The following is a 15,737-nucleotide window of genomic DNA, read 5'->3' as shown; positions in this document are numbered from 1 at the left end:
CACCCCTGGCACGCTGGTTATACTGGCCGCACATTTTTTGTCCAAAGAAACGATTTCTGTGACCCGCCCCGCGACCGTCAAGCCCGATAATTTCTTCCTGCTGATCTACCGAGCCCTGCGCCAGCGTCGTGTGCCGGTGGCCTTGCGCATCGTTTCCCACAGCCTGCTGCTGGTGGCGGCTGCCCTGGTGATCTATGCCGGCATCATGAGCATGCAGTTCCGCCATGCCATGCAGCAGCAGGCCGACGCCGTCGGCCAGAGCCTGGTGACCCAGACGGCCAATTCCGCCGCCGAATTGCTGGTCGCCAACGACAATCTCAGCCTCAACGTGCTGCTGAGCAACCTGGCGCGCAATCCGCTGGTGGCCCATGCCGCGGTCTACAGCCCGGACAACCGGGTGCTGGCCGAGTCCGGCACGCGCCCGAGCCAGGGCCTGCTGACCGCCACCGATGGCATCTACAGCACGCCGATCCGCTTCCAGGATGTCACCGCCGGTCAGGTGCGCCTGGCGCTGGACATGGACCAGTTCCAGCAGCCGATGATGATCAGCCTGCAGAACATGGGCCTGCTGGGCCTGATCCTGCTGGCGCTTACGCTGATTCTCAGCCTGCGGCTCGGTCGTCAGCTGTCGATTCCGCTGCTGGAACTGCGCGTCTGGCTGCGCGATCCCGATGACCCGGCACCGGGCGCCGGCCGTCTCGACGAACTGGGCGACCTGGCTCGCCAGCTGCAGAGTCGCCTGGTCCCGCCCAAGCCACCCAAGCCGCCCAAGCCGGAAGTGGCTGAGGCCGAGGACGACGATCCCTTCGCCGACGAGCAGGGTGGTCTGAGCGTCAAGCCGCCGCCCGCACGCAAGGCTGCCGCCGCCAAACCGGCCGCACGCAAGGCGCCCGCCGCGGGCGCCGACAGCGAACCGGACGCCGATGCCTTCGCCGAGCTGGTACCTGAATCCTTTACCGAACCGCCACCCACCCCGGCCCCGGCGGTGCCCACCGAGCCCGACATCGTCACCTCGGCGGTGCTGTCCATCCAGCTCGGCGCCCAGGACCAGCTCAGCCGGCTGCCACGCAGCCGCCTCGAACAGCTGCTGGAGCGCTATCGTGACTGCCTGCAGCAGGCCACCGAGCTCTACGATGGCGAACTCCACACTCTCAAGGACGGCGGCAGCCTGATTCTCTTCCACGAACGCAGTGACGACGACGACTACCTGACCCGCGCGCTCTGCTGCGGCGAGATCATGCGTGCCCTCGGTCATGCGCTGCAGGTGGAAGTGGTGGGCAGCGGTGCAACCCTGCAGCTGCAACTGGGTCTGACGCAGGGCGAACGCCTCGCCGGCCTGGAGCTTGCCCAATTGCTGGAAAACACCACCGTACGCAATGCCCAGGCGCTGAGTCGCCACAGTCGCAACCTGTTGTTGGTCGAGCAGAGCATCGCCGAGGACGAGCTGCTGCGTAAACGCGCCCGTATCCGCACCATCGCCAGCCCCGCCGGGGCCAGTTGCGTGGAACGTCTCCTGGAACCCTACTCCGCGACGCTGGAGCGTCATCTGGTCCGGCTCGAGGCGCATTAACGCGCCCGCCGACCCCACCTATGAGCGCCCTCCTGCCCCGTCTCGCCCTCGCCGCGCTGTTGCTGGCGGCCTGCACTGCTCAGGCGGCGCCCAACGCGAGCAGCGTGAGACTGCCCGATGGCGGGGTCTATACCGGCGAAATCGTCAGCGGCCTGCTCAATGGCAGCGGACGTATCGAGTGGCCCAACGGCAACTGGCTCAAGGGTCGCTTCAAGGACGGGTTGGCCGAGGGGCCTGGTGAACAGCAATTCGCCGATGGCACCTACTACCAGGGCACCTTTCGCCGTGGCCTCTACCATGGCCAGGGCAACCTGATCAGCAGCAGCGGCTGGGAATACCACGGCAGCTTCGTCAACGGCCGCATGCAGGGCCAGGGCTCCAAGCTCGACAGCGACGGCACCCAGACCATCGGCACCTTCAACGACGGCCACCTCAACGGCGTCGGCCAGTGGCAGGAGCCGGGCGGCGATCGCTATGACGGCGAATTCGTCGACGACCAGTTCGAAGGTGCCGGCGTCTATCGCAGTGCCGGCGGCGACCTCTGGCGCGGGCGCTTCAGTGGCGGCGAGCTGACCGGCAACGGCGAATTCGTCGGCAGCGACAGCAGCCAGTACCGCGGCGCCTTCCGCAACTGGAAGTTCGACGGCCAGGGCGTGCTTACCAACAGCGACGGCAGCGTCTACCGCGGCAACTTCGCCGACGGCGTCTATGCCGGCATGGGCGTCCTGACCCGCGCCGACGGTCAGGTGGAACGCGGTCTCTGGGAGGGTGGCAAGCGCATCCGCGACGACCAGGGCCAGTACATCGCCGATCCCCTGGAACGCGCCCTGCTCGACCAGGGCAAGGTGCTCGACCAGGAATTGCAGCAGATCCCGGCGTCCACCCCCGCCACCGAACTCTATGGCCTGGTCCTGGCCGGTGACGGTGGCCAGGGCGTGTTCCAGCGCGAAGCCAACTATGTGGCCAACTTCCTGACCACCACCTGGGGCGCCCGCGACGTCGTCCATCTGATCAACGCCAAGGACATCCGCAGCGACCATCCGCTGGCCACCCGCGAGAATCTCTACCAGAGCCTGCAGGCGCTGGCCCAGCGCACCGGTCCCGAAGACCTGATCCTCATCTACCTGACCAGTCACGGCTCGGCCGACCATCAGCTGGTGCTCTCCCAGCCGGGCCTGGATCTCTCCAGCCTGCCGGCAGCGGAGCTTGGCCGCCTGCTCGCGCCCCTGCGCGGCCGCGACAAGCTGATCATCGTCTCCAGCTGCTATAGCGGCGGCTTCATCCCGCAACTGCAGGACGACCACACCCTGGTGATGACCGCTTCCAAGGCCGATCGCACCTCCTTCGGCTGCACCGACGAAGCCGACTTCACCTATTTCGGCCGCGCCCTGTTCGCCGAGGCCTTCCAGCACACCGACGATCCCGAGCAGGCCTTCCAGCGTGCCCGCGACACCGTGTCGGTACGCGAGAAGACCGAAGGCTTCGATCCCTCCGAGCCCCAGCTGTGGGCGCCGCCCGCCGTCCTGCAGAAGTGGCGCGCCTGGCGCGCGAGTCGCTGACTGCCGGCTTTGACCAGGGCTTTGACGAACAACCGGAACGCCTGAGGTCCAACCTGACATCAGCGGTCGCCGCTACAAGGAGAGCCCCGTGTACCTGACGCCTCAGCATGCCCTCATCGCCGGCGCCACTGGCCTGACCGGCGAACACCTGCTCGACCGCCTCCTCAACGAGCCGACGGTCCCCCGGGTGCTGGCGCCAACGCGCCGTCCCCTGGCGGAGCACGCCCGGCTGGACAATCCGGTGGGTGATCTCAACAGCCTGCTACCGACCCTGGAAGGCCCGCTGGACGTGGCCTTCTGCTGCCTGGGCACCACCATGAAGCAGGCCGGCTCCGAAGCGGCCTTTCGCGCCGTGGATTACGGCCTGCCCCTGGCGGTCGGCCAGCGTGCCCTGGAACTGGGGGCCCGCCACTACATCGTGGTCAGCGCCATCGGCGCCGACTCCCAGTCCTCGATCTTCTACAACAAGGTCAAGGGCGAGCTGGAAGAAGCCCTGCGTGCCCAGGGCTGGACGCAACTGACCCTGGCCCGGCCGTCGCTGCTGATCGGCCAGCGCCAGGAAGAGCGTCTCGGCGAGCGCCTGGCCGCCCCCCTGTCGCAATGGCTGCCCGGCAAATGGCACGGCATCGAAGCCGCCGTCCTGGCCCGCGCGCTGTGGCGCCTGGCCCTGGAAGAAGGCAAGGGCGTGCGGGTGGTGGAATCGGACGAGCTGCGCAAGCTGGGCCGTTGAAGACGTAGCTCAAGGGGCTGGGTTACAGCCCTCGCGGTCATGGCGGTCCGCCGATGCGGCCGCTCCTGCAGGTAAGCCCCGCAAGGGTCGATCAGGCGTTCCGAAGACTTATTACCGCCGCTCCTTTCCAGGATAGCCCTCCCCTCGAGGAGAGGAGGCGCCTCACAACGAACTCGCCAGTGGAAAAGGCTGCGCCGTTTTCCACGCTACGAAGCCTGCACAAGCCCCTAACCGCTCGGAAAGCCCCCTCTCCCTTGGGGAGAGGGCTGGGGTGAGGGCGCGCCTCATGAAGAACTCACCAACGGAAAAGATTGCGCCGTTTTCCACGCTACGTGGCTATCACGGCCCTTCAGGCCGGCTGCACCAGCACCATCTGGTCGACCTCCTGCACCAGCCAGTCGTGCAGGGCGCGCAGGCGGGGATCGGCCAGGGCGCCCTGGGCATAGAGCAGCATGTATCTCTTTTGCGCCGGCACCGAACGGCCGAAGGGCGGCACCACCAGCACGCCCCGGGCCAGTTCGTCGGTGATCAGGGCGCGGCGGGCGATGGCGACGCCCATGCCGGCGATGGCCGCCTCGATGGTCAGGTGGTTGCGATTGAAGGTGTGCCCCCGCCGCACATCCAGCGCCGGCGCACCGATACTGGCCAGATAGAACTCCCATTCGGCGTATTCGTAGCTGCCGCGCCAGGCGGTGATGTCGTGCAGCAGCGGATAGAATTCCAGGTCCTCCGGCCGCTCCAGCGGCGGTCGCCCTACCAGCAGGCTGGGCGCGCAGACCGGAAAGATCTCTTCGTCCATCAGCGGCGTCGAGGCCAGGCCCGGATAGCTGCCGTCGTTGAGATCGATGGCCAGGTCGAATTCGCCCTCGCGCAGCGACCAGCTGCTGTCTTCGGCCACCAGCCGCAGTTGCAGGTCGGGAAAGCGGGCCTGCAGCCGCGGCAGCCGCGGGGTCAGCCATTTGCCCAGGAACGAGGGAATCGACCTGAGGCGCACCACGCCGCCGAACTGACCGGCATTGAGGCGGCGCAATTCGGCGTCGATCAGCCCATAGGCCTGGTTCAGGGTGGTCGCCAGGCGCTGGCCCTCGGCGGTCAGCTCCAGGCCTCGGGCCACCCGGTGAAACAGCTTGAAGCCCAGGCGCTCTTCCAGCTGGCGCATCTGCTGACTGATGGCGCCAGGCGTCACATGCAGCTCTTCGGCGCAGCGCGTGAAGGACAGGTGCCGAGCGGCGCAGACGAACACCTGCAACCAGGCCTGGGTTTGAGCATTGAGGATCCGGCTCATCGATGAGTTCCGCTAAAGGATCGCTTAGAAGCTTTCGTTTGTGCGAGTTGAAGGCTTATCACCACTATGAGCCATCCGCCGGCAGCTTGTCTGGCGACCATTCAAGCTCAATCAGGGATTACCGACATGGCCATCAGCGTCTTCGACCTGTTCAAAATCGGCGTGGGTCCGTCCAGTTCCCATACCGTGGGACCGATGCGGGCCGGTGCCCTCTTCGCCCAGCGCCTGGTCGACGAAGGTCTGCTGGAGCAGGTCAAGCGGGTCGAGGTGCGCCTCTATGGCTCACTGTCGGCCACCGGGATCGGCCATGGCACCGACCGGGCGACCCTGATCGGTCTGATGGGCGAATGGCCGGATCGCGTCGATCCCGCCGCCGTCGAACCGCGCATTGAGGTCCTGCGCAACGAGCGCACGCTGTTGCTGGCCGGCCGCCAGGCGGTCCATTTCAACTGGCAGGAAGACATGCTGCTGCTGGAAGAAAGCCTGCCCTACCATCCCAACGCCATGACCCTGACCGCCTTTGGCACCACGGGTGAAGTGGCTGAAGCCACCTACTACTCCATCGGTGGCGGCTTCGTGGTGGACGCCGCCCAGGCCGCCAGCGGCGTGCTGGACAGCGACACCACCGAACTGCCCTATGACTTCTCCAGCGGCGCCGAGCTGCTGCACCTGTGCCGCAGCCATGGCCTGGGCGTGGCCGAGCTGATGCTGGCCAACGAGAAGAGCTGGCGCTCCGAGGAAGAGATCCGCAGCGGCCTGCTACGCATCTGGGGCGTGATGCGCGAATGCGTGCAGAACGGTCTCGCCAACGAGGGCATCCTGCCCGGCGGCCTCAAGGTGCGCCGGCGCGCCGCCCGCCTGCACCAGAGTCTGCAGGCCATCGGCAAGCCCAACGTCATAGGTTCCACCCTCTCCGCCATGGAATGGGTCAACCTCTTCGCCCTGGCGGTGAACGAGGAAAACGCCGCCGGCGGGCGCATGGTCACCGCGCCCACCAACGGCGCGGCCGGGATCATCCCGGCGGTGCTGATGTACTACATGAAATTCAATCCCGACGCCTGCGACGACGACGTGGTGCGCTTCATGCTGGCCGCTGCCGCGGTCGGCATCCTGTGCAAGAAGAACGCTTCCATCTCCGGCGCCGAGGTGGGCTGCCAGGGCGAGGTCGGCTCGGCCTGCGCCATGGCCGCCGCCGGCCTGGCCGAGGTGCTGGGCGCCAGCCCGGCGCAGCTGGAAAACGCCGCCGAGATCGGCCTGGAGCACAATCTGGGACTGACCTGCGACCCGGTCGGCGGCCTGGTGCAGGTGCCCTGCATCGAGCGCAACGCCATCGCCGCGGTCAAGGCGATCAATGCCGCCCAGATGGCCCTGCGCGGCGACGGCGAGCACTTCATCTCCCTCGACCAGGTGATCCGCACCATGAAGGAAACCGGCGCGGACATGCACAGCAAGTACAAGGAAACCTCGCGCGGCGGTCTGGCCGTGACCTTCGTGGAGTGTTGAGAGGCGCTTGATCACTCCAGTGCGACGTATATACTCCTTCGTATATACGTCTCAAGGAGACATCCATGGCCGAAGCCCGCGTGTTCAAGTCCGGTAACAGCCAGGCCTTGCGCCTGCCCAAGGAATTTCGCTTCGAATCGGATCGGGTGGAAATCTTCCGCCGCGGCGACGAGATCGTTCTGCGGGAATTGCGGCCAGATGCCGCCGATATCTTCGACACCCTGGCCGCGCTGTCATTGGCGCCCCTGGAACGGGAAGACAGCCCACCCCAGGCGCGGGAAGAGTTCTAGTGCCTCTTCGCTACCTGCTCGACACCAACATCTGCATCTACATCGCCAAGCACAATCCGCCGCAGGTCCGTGAGCGCTTCGCCCGGCATGGTCGCGATGAACTGGCGATGTCTGCGATCACCTGGGGTGAGCTCTGTCATGGCGCGGCCAAGAGTCAGCAACCCGAGCGCACCCGGACGATCCTGGAACAGCTCCGCCAGCAGATCGCCGTGCTGGAGCTGGATACGGAATGCGCCGAACACTATGGCGCCATCCGCGCCGAGCTGGAGCGCCAGGGCAAGATCATCGGCAACAACGATCTGTGGATCGCCGCCCATGCCCGCGCCAGGGCGCTGATCCTGGTCAGCAACAATCTGCGGGAATTCAGCCGGGTCGCCGATCTGGCCTGCGAGAACTGGACAGCAGCCGATTGAAACGGCACGGTCGGCTCTGACCTAGACACAAGGAACGCTCATGAGCCTCGACTCCGTCCGCCAGCACCTCGCCCGCATCGCTCCCGACCTCGAGATCCTCGAGGCCACCACCAGTACCGCGACCGTCACCCTCGCTGCAGCCGCCCATGGCGTGGAACCGGGGCGGATCGCCAAGACCCTGGGACTGAAAGTTGGGGAGCAGCTGTTGCTGCTGGTGGCTCGCGGCGATGCACGCCTGGACAACCGCAAGCTCAAGGCCGCCTTCGGTGGCAAGGCCAAGCTGCTCGATGCTGACACCGTGGAAGGCCTCACCGGGCATCCGGTGGGCGGCGTCTGCCCGTTCGGGCTGGCCACCCCGCTGCCGGTCTATTGCGACGAATCGCTGAAAGCCTTCGATGAGGTGCTACCGGCCGCGGGTGCCATCCACAGTTGCGTGCGCCTCACGCCGGAGCGGCTGGCCGCCCTCAGCGAGGCGCGCTGGGTGGATGTCTGCGCCCTGGGCGATCAGCGCAGCTGATCGTTCTTTTCCACGTCGCGCCGGTCCTTGTTCAATACCACGCAGGCGTAGTAGCCGCCGCCGAGCAGGATGAGCGCGAGCAGGCTGAAGAGAATCATGAAGATACCATCGTCCATGGCTGCCTCCGAGGGATGCCAGAAAGGGATGGGTAAAGCTTAGGCCCCAAGGCGCTCGCGTTACAGCAGCAGGTAGACACGGGAAAAACCGGATCAGATGGCGCCGTGCTCGCTATAGTGACGGTCTCCCCTGCCCTGGCCCTGCATGAAGCGCTACGAAAGATTCGCCGACCAGCTCGCCACCCTGATGACTCGCGGCGTCCTCGCCCCCGGCGAGCGGCTGCCGTCGGTGCGCAACGCCAGCCAGACCCACGGCATCAGCCCCTCCACGGTGTTCCAGGCCTATTACCTGCTGGAGCGTCGCGGGCTGATCGAGGCCCGCGAGCGATCCGGCTATTTCGTCCGCGAACCGGCCCGGGCGCGGGATGCGGCGCCACTGCTGGCGCCTCTGGAGGGCACCGAGGTGGCAGTGAGCGACCTGGTCTATTCGGTGCTGCAGTCGCTGCAAGATCCGGACATCGTGCCCTTCGGCTCGGCCTTTCCCAGCCCCGATCTCTTTCCCCTGGCGCGCCTGGCCCGCAGCATGGCCCACGGCCTGCGCGACCTGCCCGCCCAGGACCTCACCGCCTACGTCACCCCCGGCCATCCCGAACTGCGGCGGCAGATCGCCCGGCGCTACGGCCTGGCCGGCATGCCCGAGGTCGGCGAAGAACTGGTGATCACCCACGGCGCCCTGGAAGCCCTCAACCTGGGCCTGCAGAGTCTGACCCGGCCCGGCGATCTGGTGGCGGTGGAAAGCCCGGCCTTCTATGCCAGCCTGCAGGTGCTGGAGCGGCTACAGCTCAAGGCGGTGGAAATCCCGGTGGACCCCGAGCACGGCCTCAATCTCGATGCCCTGGAAGAGGCCCTGAGTCGCCTGCCGATCAAGGCCTGCTGGTTCATGAGCGGCCTGCAGAATCCCACCGGGGTCAGTCTTGACGACCGCGCCCAGCAGCGCCTCTATGGCCTGCTGCAACGCCATCAGGTGCCCCTGCTGGAAGACGACGTCTATGCCGAGCTCTACAGCGGCAGCGAACCGCACCGCCCCATCAAGCGCTTCGACCGCGACGGCCTGGTGCTGCACTGCGGCTCCTTTTCCAAATGCCTGGCGCCCGGCTATCGCATCGGCTGGATCGCCGCCGGCCGTCAGGCGGGCGCCGTCGCCCGGCTGCGGCTGATGACCACCATCACCCCCTCGATGCCGGCCCAGGCCGCCCTGGCCGACTATCTGCAGCATGGCGGCTACGATCGCCACCTGCGTCGCCTGCGCCTGAGTCTGGACCGCCAGCGCCAGGCCATGCTGGCCGCGGCGCGGCGTTATTTTCCTGCCGACACCCACGTCAGCCGACCCCAGGGCGGCTACTTTCTCTGGTTCGAATTACCCACGCGGGTAGACAGCCTGGCGCTCTACCGCCAGGCCCTGGCCGAGGGCATCAGCCTGGCGCCGGGACCGATCTTTTCCGCGCAACAGGGCTTTCGCCACTGCATCAGACTCAATTGCGGTCATCCCTGGGACGCCCGCAGCGAGGCGGCCATGGCCAAACTTGGTGAGCTGCTGGCGGCCTTTTAGAGACCGCCCTGCACGCTGCCGCGCCCGCCGATGGCCGCGGGTAGCGACAACGGCAGCAGCAGGGTGTCGAGCAGGGCGCTGGCGGGCAGGTCCAGCACCGGCCAGGCCGGTGCCTCGGCGCCGAAGCGCTCCTGGGCGCAGCAGCCGCCCTGCAGCGCATAGAGATCCAGCCGGGTACCGGCATAGACCACCGGCGCGCCGGGCTTGGCGGCGTCCAGGGTGCGCGCCGTGGCGCAGCCGCCGAGGACCAGCATGGCCGTCAGCAGCAGACCGAGGCGCACCGCCCTAGTCATCGTTGCCGGACAGGTGATGTTCGCCCCAGCGCGGCAGCATGTCCTGGGGGATGCCCAGGGTATTGAGGATGCGCGCCACCACGAAGTCCACCAGGTCGTCGAGGGTCTGCGGCTGGTGGTAGAAGCCCGGCGAGGCCGGCAGGATGGTCACGCCCAGGTTGGACAGCTTGAGCATGTTCTCCAGGTGGATGCTGGAGAACGGTGACTCGCGCGGCACCAGGATCAGCTGTCGCCGCTCCTTGAGGGCCACGTCGGCGGCGCGTTCGATGAGGTTGTTGCTGGCGCCGGTGGCAATGGCCGAGAGGGTGCCGGTGGAGCAGGGGCAGACCACCATGGCCGCCGGGGCGCTGGAGCCGGACGCCGGCGGCGCCATCCAGTCGCTCTGGCCGAATACCCGCACCTGGCCAGGGGCGGCGCCGGTGTATTCGGTGAGAAAGGCCTGCATGGCCTGGGGCTTGGGTGGCAGCACCACGTCGGTCTCGGTGGCCATCACCAGTTGCGCGGCCTTGGAGATGAGGAAGTGCACCTCGCGCTCCTCCTGCACCAGGCAGTCCAGCAGGCGCAGGCCGTACTGGGAGCCGGAGGCGCCGGTCAGCGCCAGGGTGATGCGTTCCGGGCCGGCCATCATGCCTGCTCCAGGGCCGCGGCCAGCTTGCCGTGCAGGCCGCCGAAACCGCCGTTGCTCATGATCACCACGTGGGTGGGGCCGTCCAGCTCGGCCTGGACCCGCGTGATGATGGCGTCCAGGGAATCGCAGACCACCGCCGGTACGGCGCAGGTCTCGGCGGTCCCGGCCAGGTCCCAGCCCAGATTAGGCGGGGCGTACCAGATGACGCTGTCGGCGCCGGTGACGCTGGCCGGCAGGCCATCACGGTGGGCGCCCAGTTTCATGGAATTGGAGCGCGGCTCGATGACGGCGATGATGCGCTCACCGCCGACCCGGGCGCGCAGCCCCTGCAGGGTGGTGGCGATGGCGGTGGGATGGTGGGCGAAGTCGTCATAGACAGTCACGCCACGCACCTCGGCGACCTTCTCCATGCGCCGCTTCACGCTACGGAATTCACTCAGGGCGGCGACGCCCATAGCGGGTACCACGCCAACATGACGAGCCGCCGCCAGGGTGGCCAGGGCATTGGCCACGTTGTGCTGGCCGGTCAGTTCCCAGTTCACCGTGCCCTGCACCTCGCCGTCGAACCGCACCTCGAAGCGCGAACCATCCTCGGCCAGCAGGCGGGCCTGCCATTGGCCACCTGCGCCGGTGGTCTGTACCGGGGTCCAGCAGCCCATCTGCAGCACCCGCACCAGGGCCGTTTCGGCAATAGGGTGGATGATCAGGCCGCTGCTGGGGATGGTCCGCACCAGGTGATGGAACTGCCGCTCGATGGCCGCGAGATCCGGGAAGATGTCCGCGTGATCGTATTCCAGGTTGTTGAGGATGGTGGTCCGCGGTCGGTAGTGGACGAACTTGGATCTCTTGTCGAAGAAGGCGCTGTCGTATTCGTCGGCTTCCACCACGAAGAAGGGCGTGCCGCCCAGGCGCGCCGAGATGCCGAAATTCTGCGGCACCCCGCCGATGAGAAAGCCCGGACTCATGCCGGCGTGCTCCAGCACCCAGGCCAGCATGCTGGTGGTGGTGGTCTTGCCGTGGGTCCCGGCGACCGCCAGCACCCAGCGCCCCTGCAGGACGTGCTCGGCCAGCCACTGGGGACCGGAGACATAGGGCAGCCCCTGGTCCAGTACGTATTCCACCGCCGGATTGCCGCGCGACAGGGCGTTGCCGATCACTACCAGGTCCGGCGCCGGATCGAGCTGGGCCGGATCGTAACCCTGGGTCAGCTCGATGCCCTGGGCCTCCAGTTGGGTGCTCATCGGTGGATAGACGTTGGCATCGGAGCCAGTCACGCGATGGCCGGCTTCCTTGGCCAGCACCGCGAGCGACCCCATGAAGGTGCCGCAGATACCGAGGATGTGGATGTGCATGACAGGCGGGCTCCGCTGCAGATTGAACGGCGGCAAGGTTAGCACGGGGGGCCGCGCCGCCGGAGCGATGGCCGTCGCGGATAACCCGGCGCTGCGCCCGCCCCGGCCGGCAGGATTTCGACTAGAGTGCGCAAGGCATCCCTGGCTTTCCGGATGCCCGCATAGCCGTAGGTCCGTTCGCCCTGATAACAAGCACAAGAGGTCGACCATGCTGAAACACCTGCTGATCACCGCTGCAACCCTCTCCTTCGCCAGCCTGGCCCTGGCCGCCGCGCCGACCAAGGTCGCCGACACCGCCCTGGGCAAGGTGCTCGTCGACGGCAAGGGCATGACGCTCTACACCTTTGCCAAGGACAGCGCGGGCAAGTCCGCCTGCAACGGTCCCTGCGCCCAGAACTGGCCACCGCTGACAGCCGAAGCAGGCGCCAAGGCCGCCGATGGCTACAGCCTGGTGACCCGCGACGACGGCAGCCAGCAATGGGCCTACCAGGGCAAGCCGCTGTACACCTGGGTCAAGGACAGCAAGCCGGGCGATACCAGTGGTGATGGCGTCAATCAGGTCTGGCACGTGGCCAAGCCCTGACGCCCGGGCGCTGCCTGCCCAAAACGGGCAGCGCCTTATCTATCCAATAGTTTAATATTTCAAAATCATTCATTTTTAATGATAAGCGTGCAGGCTTAGCCTGAAGGTCTTCCCTTTCAGGAGCCCTGCCATGCCGTTTTTCGCCGTTGTCCCAGCGCAGGTACTCCGACCCTTTAGCCAGCTCGACCGCCCCCTGGAGGTCATCCGCCAGTTCACGCCGAACTGGTTCGCCGTGACCATGGGCACCGGCGTGTTGGCCCTTGCCCTGGCCGCCTGTCCCTGGCGGCTTCCTGGATTGCCCGTCCTCGCCGAGAGCCTCTGGCTGCTCGCTGTACTGCTGTTCTGCCTGTTCAGCGGGCTCTATGCCGCGCGCTGGTTGCTGTTCTTCGACGAGGCCCGCGAAATCTTCGCCCACGCCACTGTCTCGATGTTTATCGGCACCATCCCCATGGGGCTGGCCACGCTGATCAACGGCCTGTTGCTGTTCGGCCTGCCCCGCTGGGGCGCGGCGGTGCTGCCCCTGGCGCTCGGCCTCTGGTGGCTGGATGCGGCCATGGCGCTGGCTTGCGGAGTGCTGATCCCCTATCTGATGTTTACCCGCCAGGCGCATCGCATCGACCAGATGACCGCCGTCTGGCTGCTGCCGGTGGTGGCCGCGGAGGTGGCGGCGGCCAGTGGTGGCCTGCTGGTGCCGCATCTGGCGGTCAGCGAGCAATTCAGCGTGCTCGTCGCCAGCTATGTGCTCTGGGCCTATTCGGTGCCGGTCGCCCTCAGCCTGCTGGTGATCCTGCTGTTGCGCCTGGCACTGCACAAACTGCCGCCGGCCAGCATGGCCGCGTCGAGCTGGCTGGCGCTGGGCCCGATCGCCACCGGCGCCCTGGGGCTACTGGTGCTGGGCAGCGCTGCGCCCGCGGTGTTCGCCGCCCATGGCCTGGTCGGCATTGGCGAGATCGCCCGGGGCCTGGGCCTGCTGGGCGCGCTGCTGCTCTGGGGCCTGGGACTCTGGTGGCTGGCGCTGGCGGTGCTGGTGACCCAGCGCCAGGCGCGGGACGGCATGCCCTTCAACCTGGGCTGGTGGGGCTTCACCTTTCCCCTGGGTGTCTATGCCCTGACCACCCTGCGCCTGGGCGAGGCCCTGGCGGCGCCCTTCTTCACCGGTCTGGGCACCGTGCTGGTGTTGTTGCTGGCGCTGCTGTGGACCCTGGTCGCCAGCCGCACCCTGGCCGGCGCCTACCGGGGCGGTCTGTTCGTCTCGCCCTGCATCGCCCACCTGTGCAAGCAGGTGCGCTAATTTTGCGGACGCTGCAGGCCGTGCTGGTGCAGCCAGCGATAGAGGGTGTTGCGACTCACCCCCAGGCGCTTGGCGGCGCGGGTCATCTGCCAGTGGCAGTCGTCCAGTACCGCACGCAGTTCCTCCCGGGCGCTGTCGACCGGCGCCGCGCTGGACGGCAGCGGCAGCCGGGCGCCACGGCAGTCGGCGGGTAGCTCGTCCAGGCCGATATGGCCATCTTCGCTCAGGGCCACCAGGGTGCGCAGCACGGTACGCAACTGGCGGACATTACCCGGCCAGGGGTGCGCCAGCAGGCAGGCACGCGCGGCCGGATCGAGGTCGATCGCCTCGCCGCGGGCCTCTTCGGCCAGCAGCTGATCGAGCAGTTCGCCACGGTCACTGCGCTCGCGCAGCGCCGGCAGGGTCACCACCAGGCCGCGCAGGCGATAGTAGAGGTCTTCGCGAAAGCTGCCGGCCGCCACCAGGGCCTCCAGATCACGGTGACTGGCGCTCACCAGACGCAGGTCCAGGGCGCGCGGCGCCCCGCCGCCGAGCGGGACCACCTGGCGCTCTTCCAGCACCCTGAGCAGCCGGGTCTGCAGCGCCAGCGGCATGTCGCCGATCTCGTCGAGAAAGAGGATGCCGCCATCGGCCTGCTGCAACTTGCCGGCCATGCCTTCCTTGCGCGCTCCAGTGAAGCTGCCACCGCGATAGCCGAACAGCTCGCTTTCGATCAGGGTTTCCGGGATGGCCGCGCAATTGAGGGCGACGAACGCCTGGCCGGCGCGACTGCTGGCGCGGTGCAGGGCGCTGGCGAAGGCTTCCTTGCCGGTGCCGGTCTCGCCGTGCAGCAGCACCGGCACGTCACGCTCCAGCACCTTGAGCGCCCGGGTGAAATCCCGTGCCAGGGCCGGATCGGCCAGGCAGATGCCGCTGGGCAGGGGCGTCTTGGGCACCGCCACCGGGGTGACCGGACGTACCTGAGGACCGCGCACCAGGCCGTGGAAGCCCTGGCCCTGGCGGCCACGCAACGCCCAGCAGGCGCTGGGTTGCGGGCGGGCGCGCTCCAGCAGCTCGTCCTGCCGCAATTCGAACAGGCTTTCCATCCGCTGCCCCAGCACCGCACTGCGCGCCAGCCCCAGCAGCATCAGCGCGGTCTCGTTGGCGGCGTTGATCCGCCCCTCGTCATCAAAGGCCAGCAGGCCCTCGCTGAGCAGGCCGACATAGGCCGCCTGGGCATGGAAGCGCAGCAGATAGCCATCGGCGTAGCGGTCGAGGAAATAGCAGCTCTCGATCAGCTTGGCCGAGAGATTGACCAGCGCCATGGTATGGAACTGGCCCTGGCGCGAGGCTTCCTGGCGGGCGCTGGAGACGTCCAGCACCGCCAGCAGCTCGCCGGCCGGATCGAAGACCGGACTGGCCGAGCAGGTCAGCTGGGTATGGCGACTGCGAAAGTGTTCGTCGCGGTGGATGGTCAGCGCCTGGCGCTCCACCACGCAGGTGCCGATGCCGTTGGTGCCCTCGCAGGCCTCGCTCCAGTCGGCTCCCAGCCACAGACCGGCCTGCTGGAAGGTCGCGCGCTCGGCGTCGGCGGTGACGCAATCGAGGATCAGCCCGCGGGCATCGGTGAGCAGCACGGCATGGCCGGCGCCGCCCAGTTGCTGGTGCAGGGAATTCATCTGCCCACGGGCGATCTGCAGCACCCGCTGCTGGCGCTGGCGGTGCTCGTCGAAGCGGGCGCGCTCCAGCACCCAGGGTGCTACCGGCGCGGCCGGGTCCAGCTGGTGTTCGTCGAGACAGCGCCGCCAGGAGCGGGCGATGGCCGGATCGCTGGCCGGGCCGTCGAGGACGGCGCCGCGGGCGAGTTCGAGCACCTGGCTGGCATGACGATCGGACGGGGTGGCGGCCATTGTTGTTGTCCTCCGCGGGGCGTCTGCGCGGCCTCCAGCATAGGCCAAATCGGGCGGACTGGGCACTCTGTCACCCCCAGGTGACAGACTGTCACGCCAAGGGGTGACAGCTCTGTCACAGTGGCAGCTGGCGGCTTTCCCCGGAAAAGACCGCAAGGCCGTAACCATG

General features: G+C 67.6%; 16 protein-coding genes. 10 read left to right on the top strand and 6 right to left on the bottom strand.

Annotated features, from left to right (window positions below; all coding sequences use genetic code 11):
- The first annotated feature begins 58 nt into the window (after positions 1–58).
- The 3 genes from QMX82_RS08380 (at position 59) to QMX82_RS08370 (ending at position 3,859) form a co-directional block, all read left to right on the top strand.
- Entirely contained in the window at positions 59–1,570 is a 1,512-nt protein-coding gene (locus tag QMX82_RS08380; RefSeq protein ID WP_133862341.1) for an AhpA/YtjB family protein, read from the top strand.
- Between the two features lie 20 nt (positions 1,571–1,590).
- Positions 1,591–3,129, top strand: a complete 1,539-nt coding sequence (locus QMX82_RS08375; protein ID WP_208692996.1) for a C13 family peptidase — start codon at positions 1,591–1,593, stop codon at positions 3,127–3,129.
- 88 nt (positions 3,130–3,217) lie between these two features.
- Complete coding sequence (locus QMX82_RS08370; protein ID WP_007161182.1) at positions 3,218–3,859, top strand: oxidoreductase; 642 nt, start codon at positions 3,218–3,220, stop codon at positions 3,857–3,859.
- A 349-nt stretch (positions 3,860–4,208) separates the two neighbouring features.
- On the opposite strand, the gene QMX82_RS08365 is transcribed toward QMX82_RS08370, so the two are convergent.
- Positions 4,209–5,144 carry a LysR substrate-binding domain-containing protein gene (locus tag QMX82_RS08365; RefSeq protein ID WP_133862343.1) on the bottom strand — a complete coding sequence of 312 codons (936 nt, stop codon included), beginning with the start codon at positions 5,142–5,144 and terminating at the stop codon, positions 4,209–4,211.
- A gap of 126 nt (positions 5,145–5,270) precedes the next feature.
- On the opposite strand from QMX82_RS08365, the gene QMX82_RS08360 reads away from it, so the two are divergent.
- The 4 genes from QMX82_RS08360 to QMX82_RS08345 all read left to right on the top strand — a co-directional run bounded on the left by QMX82_RS08360 (position 5,271) and on the right by QMX82_RS08345 (position 7,867).
- A complete protein-coding gene (locus tag QMX82_RS08360) occupies positions 5,271–6,647 on the top strand; it encodes an L-serine ammonia-lyase (RefSeq protein ID WP_133862344.1) in 1,377 nt (458 codons plus the stop codon).
- Between the two features lie 65 nt (positions 6,648–6,712).
- On the top strand, positions 6,713–6,937 hold the full coding sequence (locus QMX82_RS08355) for an antitoxin (RefSeq protein WP_282282257.1): 225 nt from the start codon (positions 6,713–6,715) through the stop codon (positions 6,935–6,937).
- Positions 6,937–7,350 (top strand): type II toxin-antitoxin system tRNA(fMet)-specific endonuclease VapC, encoded by a 414-nt coding sequence (gene vapC, locus QMX82_RS08350; protein ID WP_282282255.1) that lies wholly within the window; start codon positions 6,937–6,939, stop codon positions 7,348–7,350. The genes QMX82_RS08355 and vapC overlap by 1 nt, the downstream gene beginning before the upstream one ends.
- 40 nt (positions 7,351–7,390) lie before the next feature.
- Positions 7,391–7,867, top strand: a complete 477-nt coding sequence (locus QMX82_RS08345; protein ID WP_133862347.1) for a YbaK/EbsC family protein — start codon at positions 7,391–7,393, stop codon at positions 7,865–7,867.
- On the opposite strand, the gene QMX82_RS08340 is transcribed toward QMX82_RS08345, so the two are convergent.
- A complete protein-coding gene (locus QMX82_RS08340; protein ID WP_007161186.1) occupies positions 7,855–7,983 on the bottom strand; it encodes a hypothetical protein in 129 nt (42 codons plus the stop codon). The two genes, QMX82_RS08345 and QMX82_RS08340, sit on opposite strands and share 13 nt — an antisense overlap.
- A 145-nt stretch (positions 7,984–8,128) precedes the next feature.
- Between QMX82_RS08340 and QMX82_RS08335 the strand changes: the two genes are divergently transcribed.
- Positions 8,129–9,532 carry an aminotransferase-like domain-containing protein gene (locus tag QMX82_RS08335; RefSeq protein ID WP_282282251.1) on the top strand — a complete coding sequence of 468 codons (1,404 nt, stop codon included), beginning with the start codon at positions 8,129–8,131 and terminating at the stop codon, positions 9,530–9,532.
- Here the strand turns inward: QMX82_RS08335 and QMX82_RS08330 are convergent.
- The 3 genes from QMX82_RS08330 to mpl are packed head-to-tail and all read right to left on the bottom strand — an operon-like array spanning position 9,529 to position 11,805.
- Positions 9,529–9,825, bottom strand: coding sequence for a YceK/YidQ family lipoprotein (locus QMX82_RS08330; protein WP_208692999.1), 297 nt, complete (start codon positions 9,823–9,825; stop codon positions 9,529–9,531). The two genes, QMX82_RS08335 and QMX82_RS08330, sit on opposite strands and share 4 nt — an antisense overlap.
- A complete protein-coding gene (gene ubiX / locus QMX82_RS08325) occupies positions 9,818–10,450 on the bottom strand; it encodes a flavin prenyltransferase UbiX (protein WP_007161189.1) in 633 nt (210 codons plus the stop codon). Before ubiX ends, QMX82_RS08330 begins: the two co-directional genes overlap by 8 nt.
- Positions 10,450–11,805 (bottom strand): UDP-N-acetylmuramate:L-alanyl-gamma-D-glutamyl-meso-diaminopimelate ligase, encoded by a 1,356-nt coding sequence (mpl, locus tag QMX82_RS08320; protein WP_282282247.1) that lies wholly within the window; start codon positions 11,803–11,805, stop codon positions 10,450–10,452. The genes ubiX and mpl overlap by 1 nt, the downstream gene beginning before the upstream one ends.
- Positions 11,806–12,013: 208 nt before the next feature.
- On the opposite strand from mpl, the gene QMX82_RS08315 reads away from it, so the two are divergent.
- Positions 12,014–12,388: a COG4315 family predicted lipoprotein gene (locus tag QMX82_RS08315; protein WP_208695053.1), complete on the top strand. Its 375-nt coding sequence runs from the start codon at positions 12,014–12,016 to the stop codon at positions 12,386–12,388.
- Positions 12,389–12,518: 130 nt separating this feature from the next.
- Positions 12,519–13,679 carry a C4-dicarboxylate ABC transporter gene (locus QMX82_RS08310; protein WP_208693001.1) on the top strand — a complete coding sequence of 387 codons (1,161 nt, stop codon included), beginning with the start codon at positions 12,519–12,521 and terminating at the stop codon, positions 13,677–13,679.
- Here QMX82_RS08310 and QMX82_RS08305 read toward each other — a convergent pair.
- Complete coding sequence (locus QMX82_RS08305; RefSeq protein ID WP_208693002.1) at positions 13,676–15,568, bottom strand: sigma-54-dependent Fis family transcriptional regulator; 1,893 nt, start codon at positions 15,566–15,568, stop codon at positions 13,676–13,678. The genes QMX82_RS08310 and QMX82_RS08305 overlap by 4 nt on opposite strands.
- Positions 15,569–15,737: the final 169 nt, after the last annotated feature.

It is taken from the genome of Pseudomonas sp. PS02302, assembly GCF_029959585.1.
Lineage (GTDB): Bacteria > Pseudomonadota > Gammaproteobacteria > Pseudomonadales > Pseudomonadaceae > Chryseomonas > Chryseomonas aestiva.
Note: the sequence above shows the minus strand (reverse complement) of the source record. Positions and strands in the feature narration are given on the sequence as shown.

Bases quoted from the DNA above. Each gene is read 5' to 3' on its own strand.
- QMX82_RS08310 (WP_208693001.1), top strand. From the start codon at position 12,519: ATGCCGTTTTTCGCCGTTGTCCCAGCGCAGGTACTCCGACCCTTTAGC.
- QMX82_RS08305 (WP_208693002.1), bottom strand. From the start codon at position 15,568: ATGGCCGCCACCCCGTCCGATCGTCATGCCAGCCAGGTGCTCGAACTC.
- QMX82_RS08365 (WP_133862343.1), bottom strand. From the start codon at position 5,144: ATGAGCCGGATCCTCAATGCTCAAACCCAGGCCTGGTTGCAGGTGTTC.
- ubiX (WP_007161189.1), bottom strand. From the start codon at position 10,450: ATGGCCGGCCCGGAACGCATCACCCTGGCGCTGACCGGCGCCTCCGGC.
- QMX82_RS08375 (WP_208692996.1), top strand. From the start codon at position 1,591: ATGAGCGCCCTCCTGCCCCGTCTCGCCCTCGCCGCGCTGTTGCTGGCG.
- mpl (WP_282282247.1), bottom strand. From the start codon at position 11,805: ATGCACATCCACATCCTCGGTATCTGCGGCACCTTCATGGGGTCGCTC.
- QMX82_RS08330 (WP_208692999.1), bottom strand. From the start codon at position 9,825: ATGACTAGGGCGGTGCGCCTCGGTCTGCTGCTGACGGCCATGCTGGTC.
- QMX82_RS08340 (WP_007161186.1), bottom strand. From the start codon at position 7,983: ATGGACGATGGTATCTTCATGATTCTCTTCAGCCTGCTCGCGCTCATC.
- QMX82_RS08315 (WP_208695053.1), top strand. From the start codon at position 12,014: ATGCTGAAACACCTGCTGATCACCGCTGCAACCCTCTCCTTCGCCAGC.
- QMX82_RS08355 (WP_282282257.1), top strand. From the start codon at position 6,713: ATGGCCGAAGCCCGCGTGTTCAAGTCCGGTAACAGCCAGGCCTTGCGC.
- QMX82_RS08345 (WP_133862347.1), top strand. From the start codon at position 7,391: ATGAGCCTCGACTCCGTCCGCCAGCACCTCGCCCGCATCGCTCCCGAC.
- QMX82_RS08360 (WP_133862344.1), top strand. From the start codon at position 5,271: ATGGCCATCAGCGTCTTCGACCTGTTCAAAATCGGCGTGGGTCCGTCC.
- QMX82_RS08335 (WP_282282251.1), top strand. From the start codon at position 8,129: ATGAAGCGCTACGAAAGATTCGCCGACCAGCTCGCCACCCTGATGACT.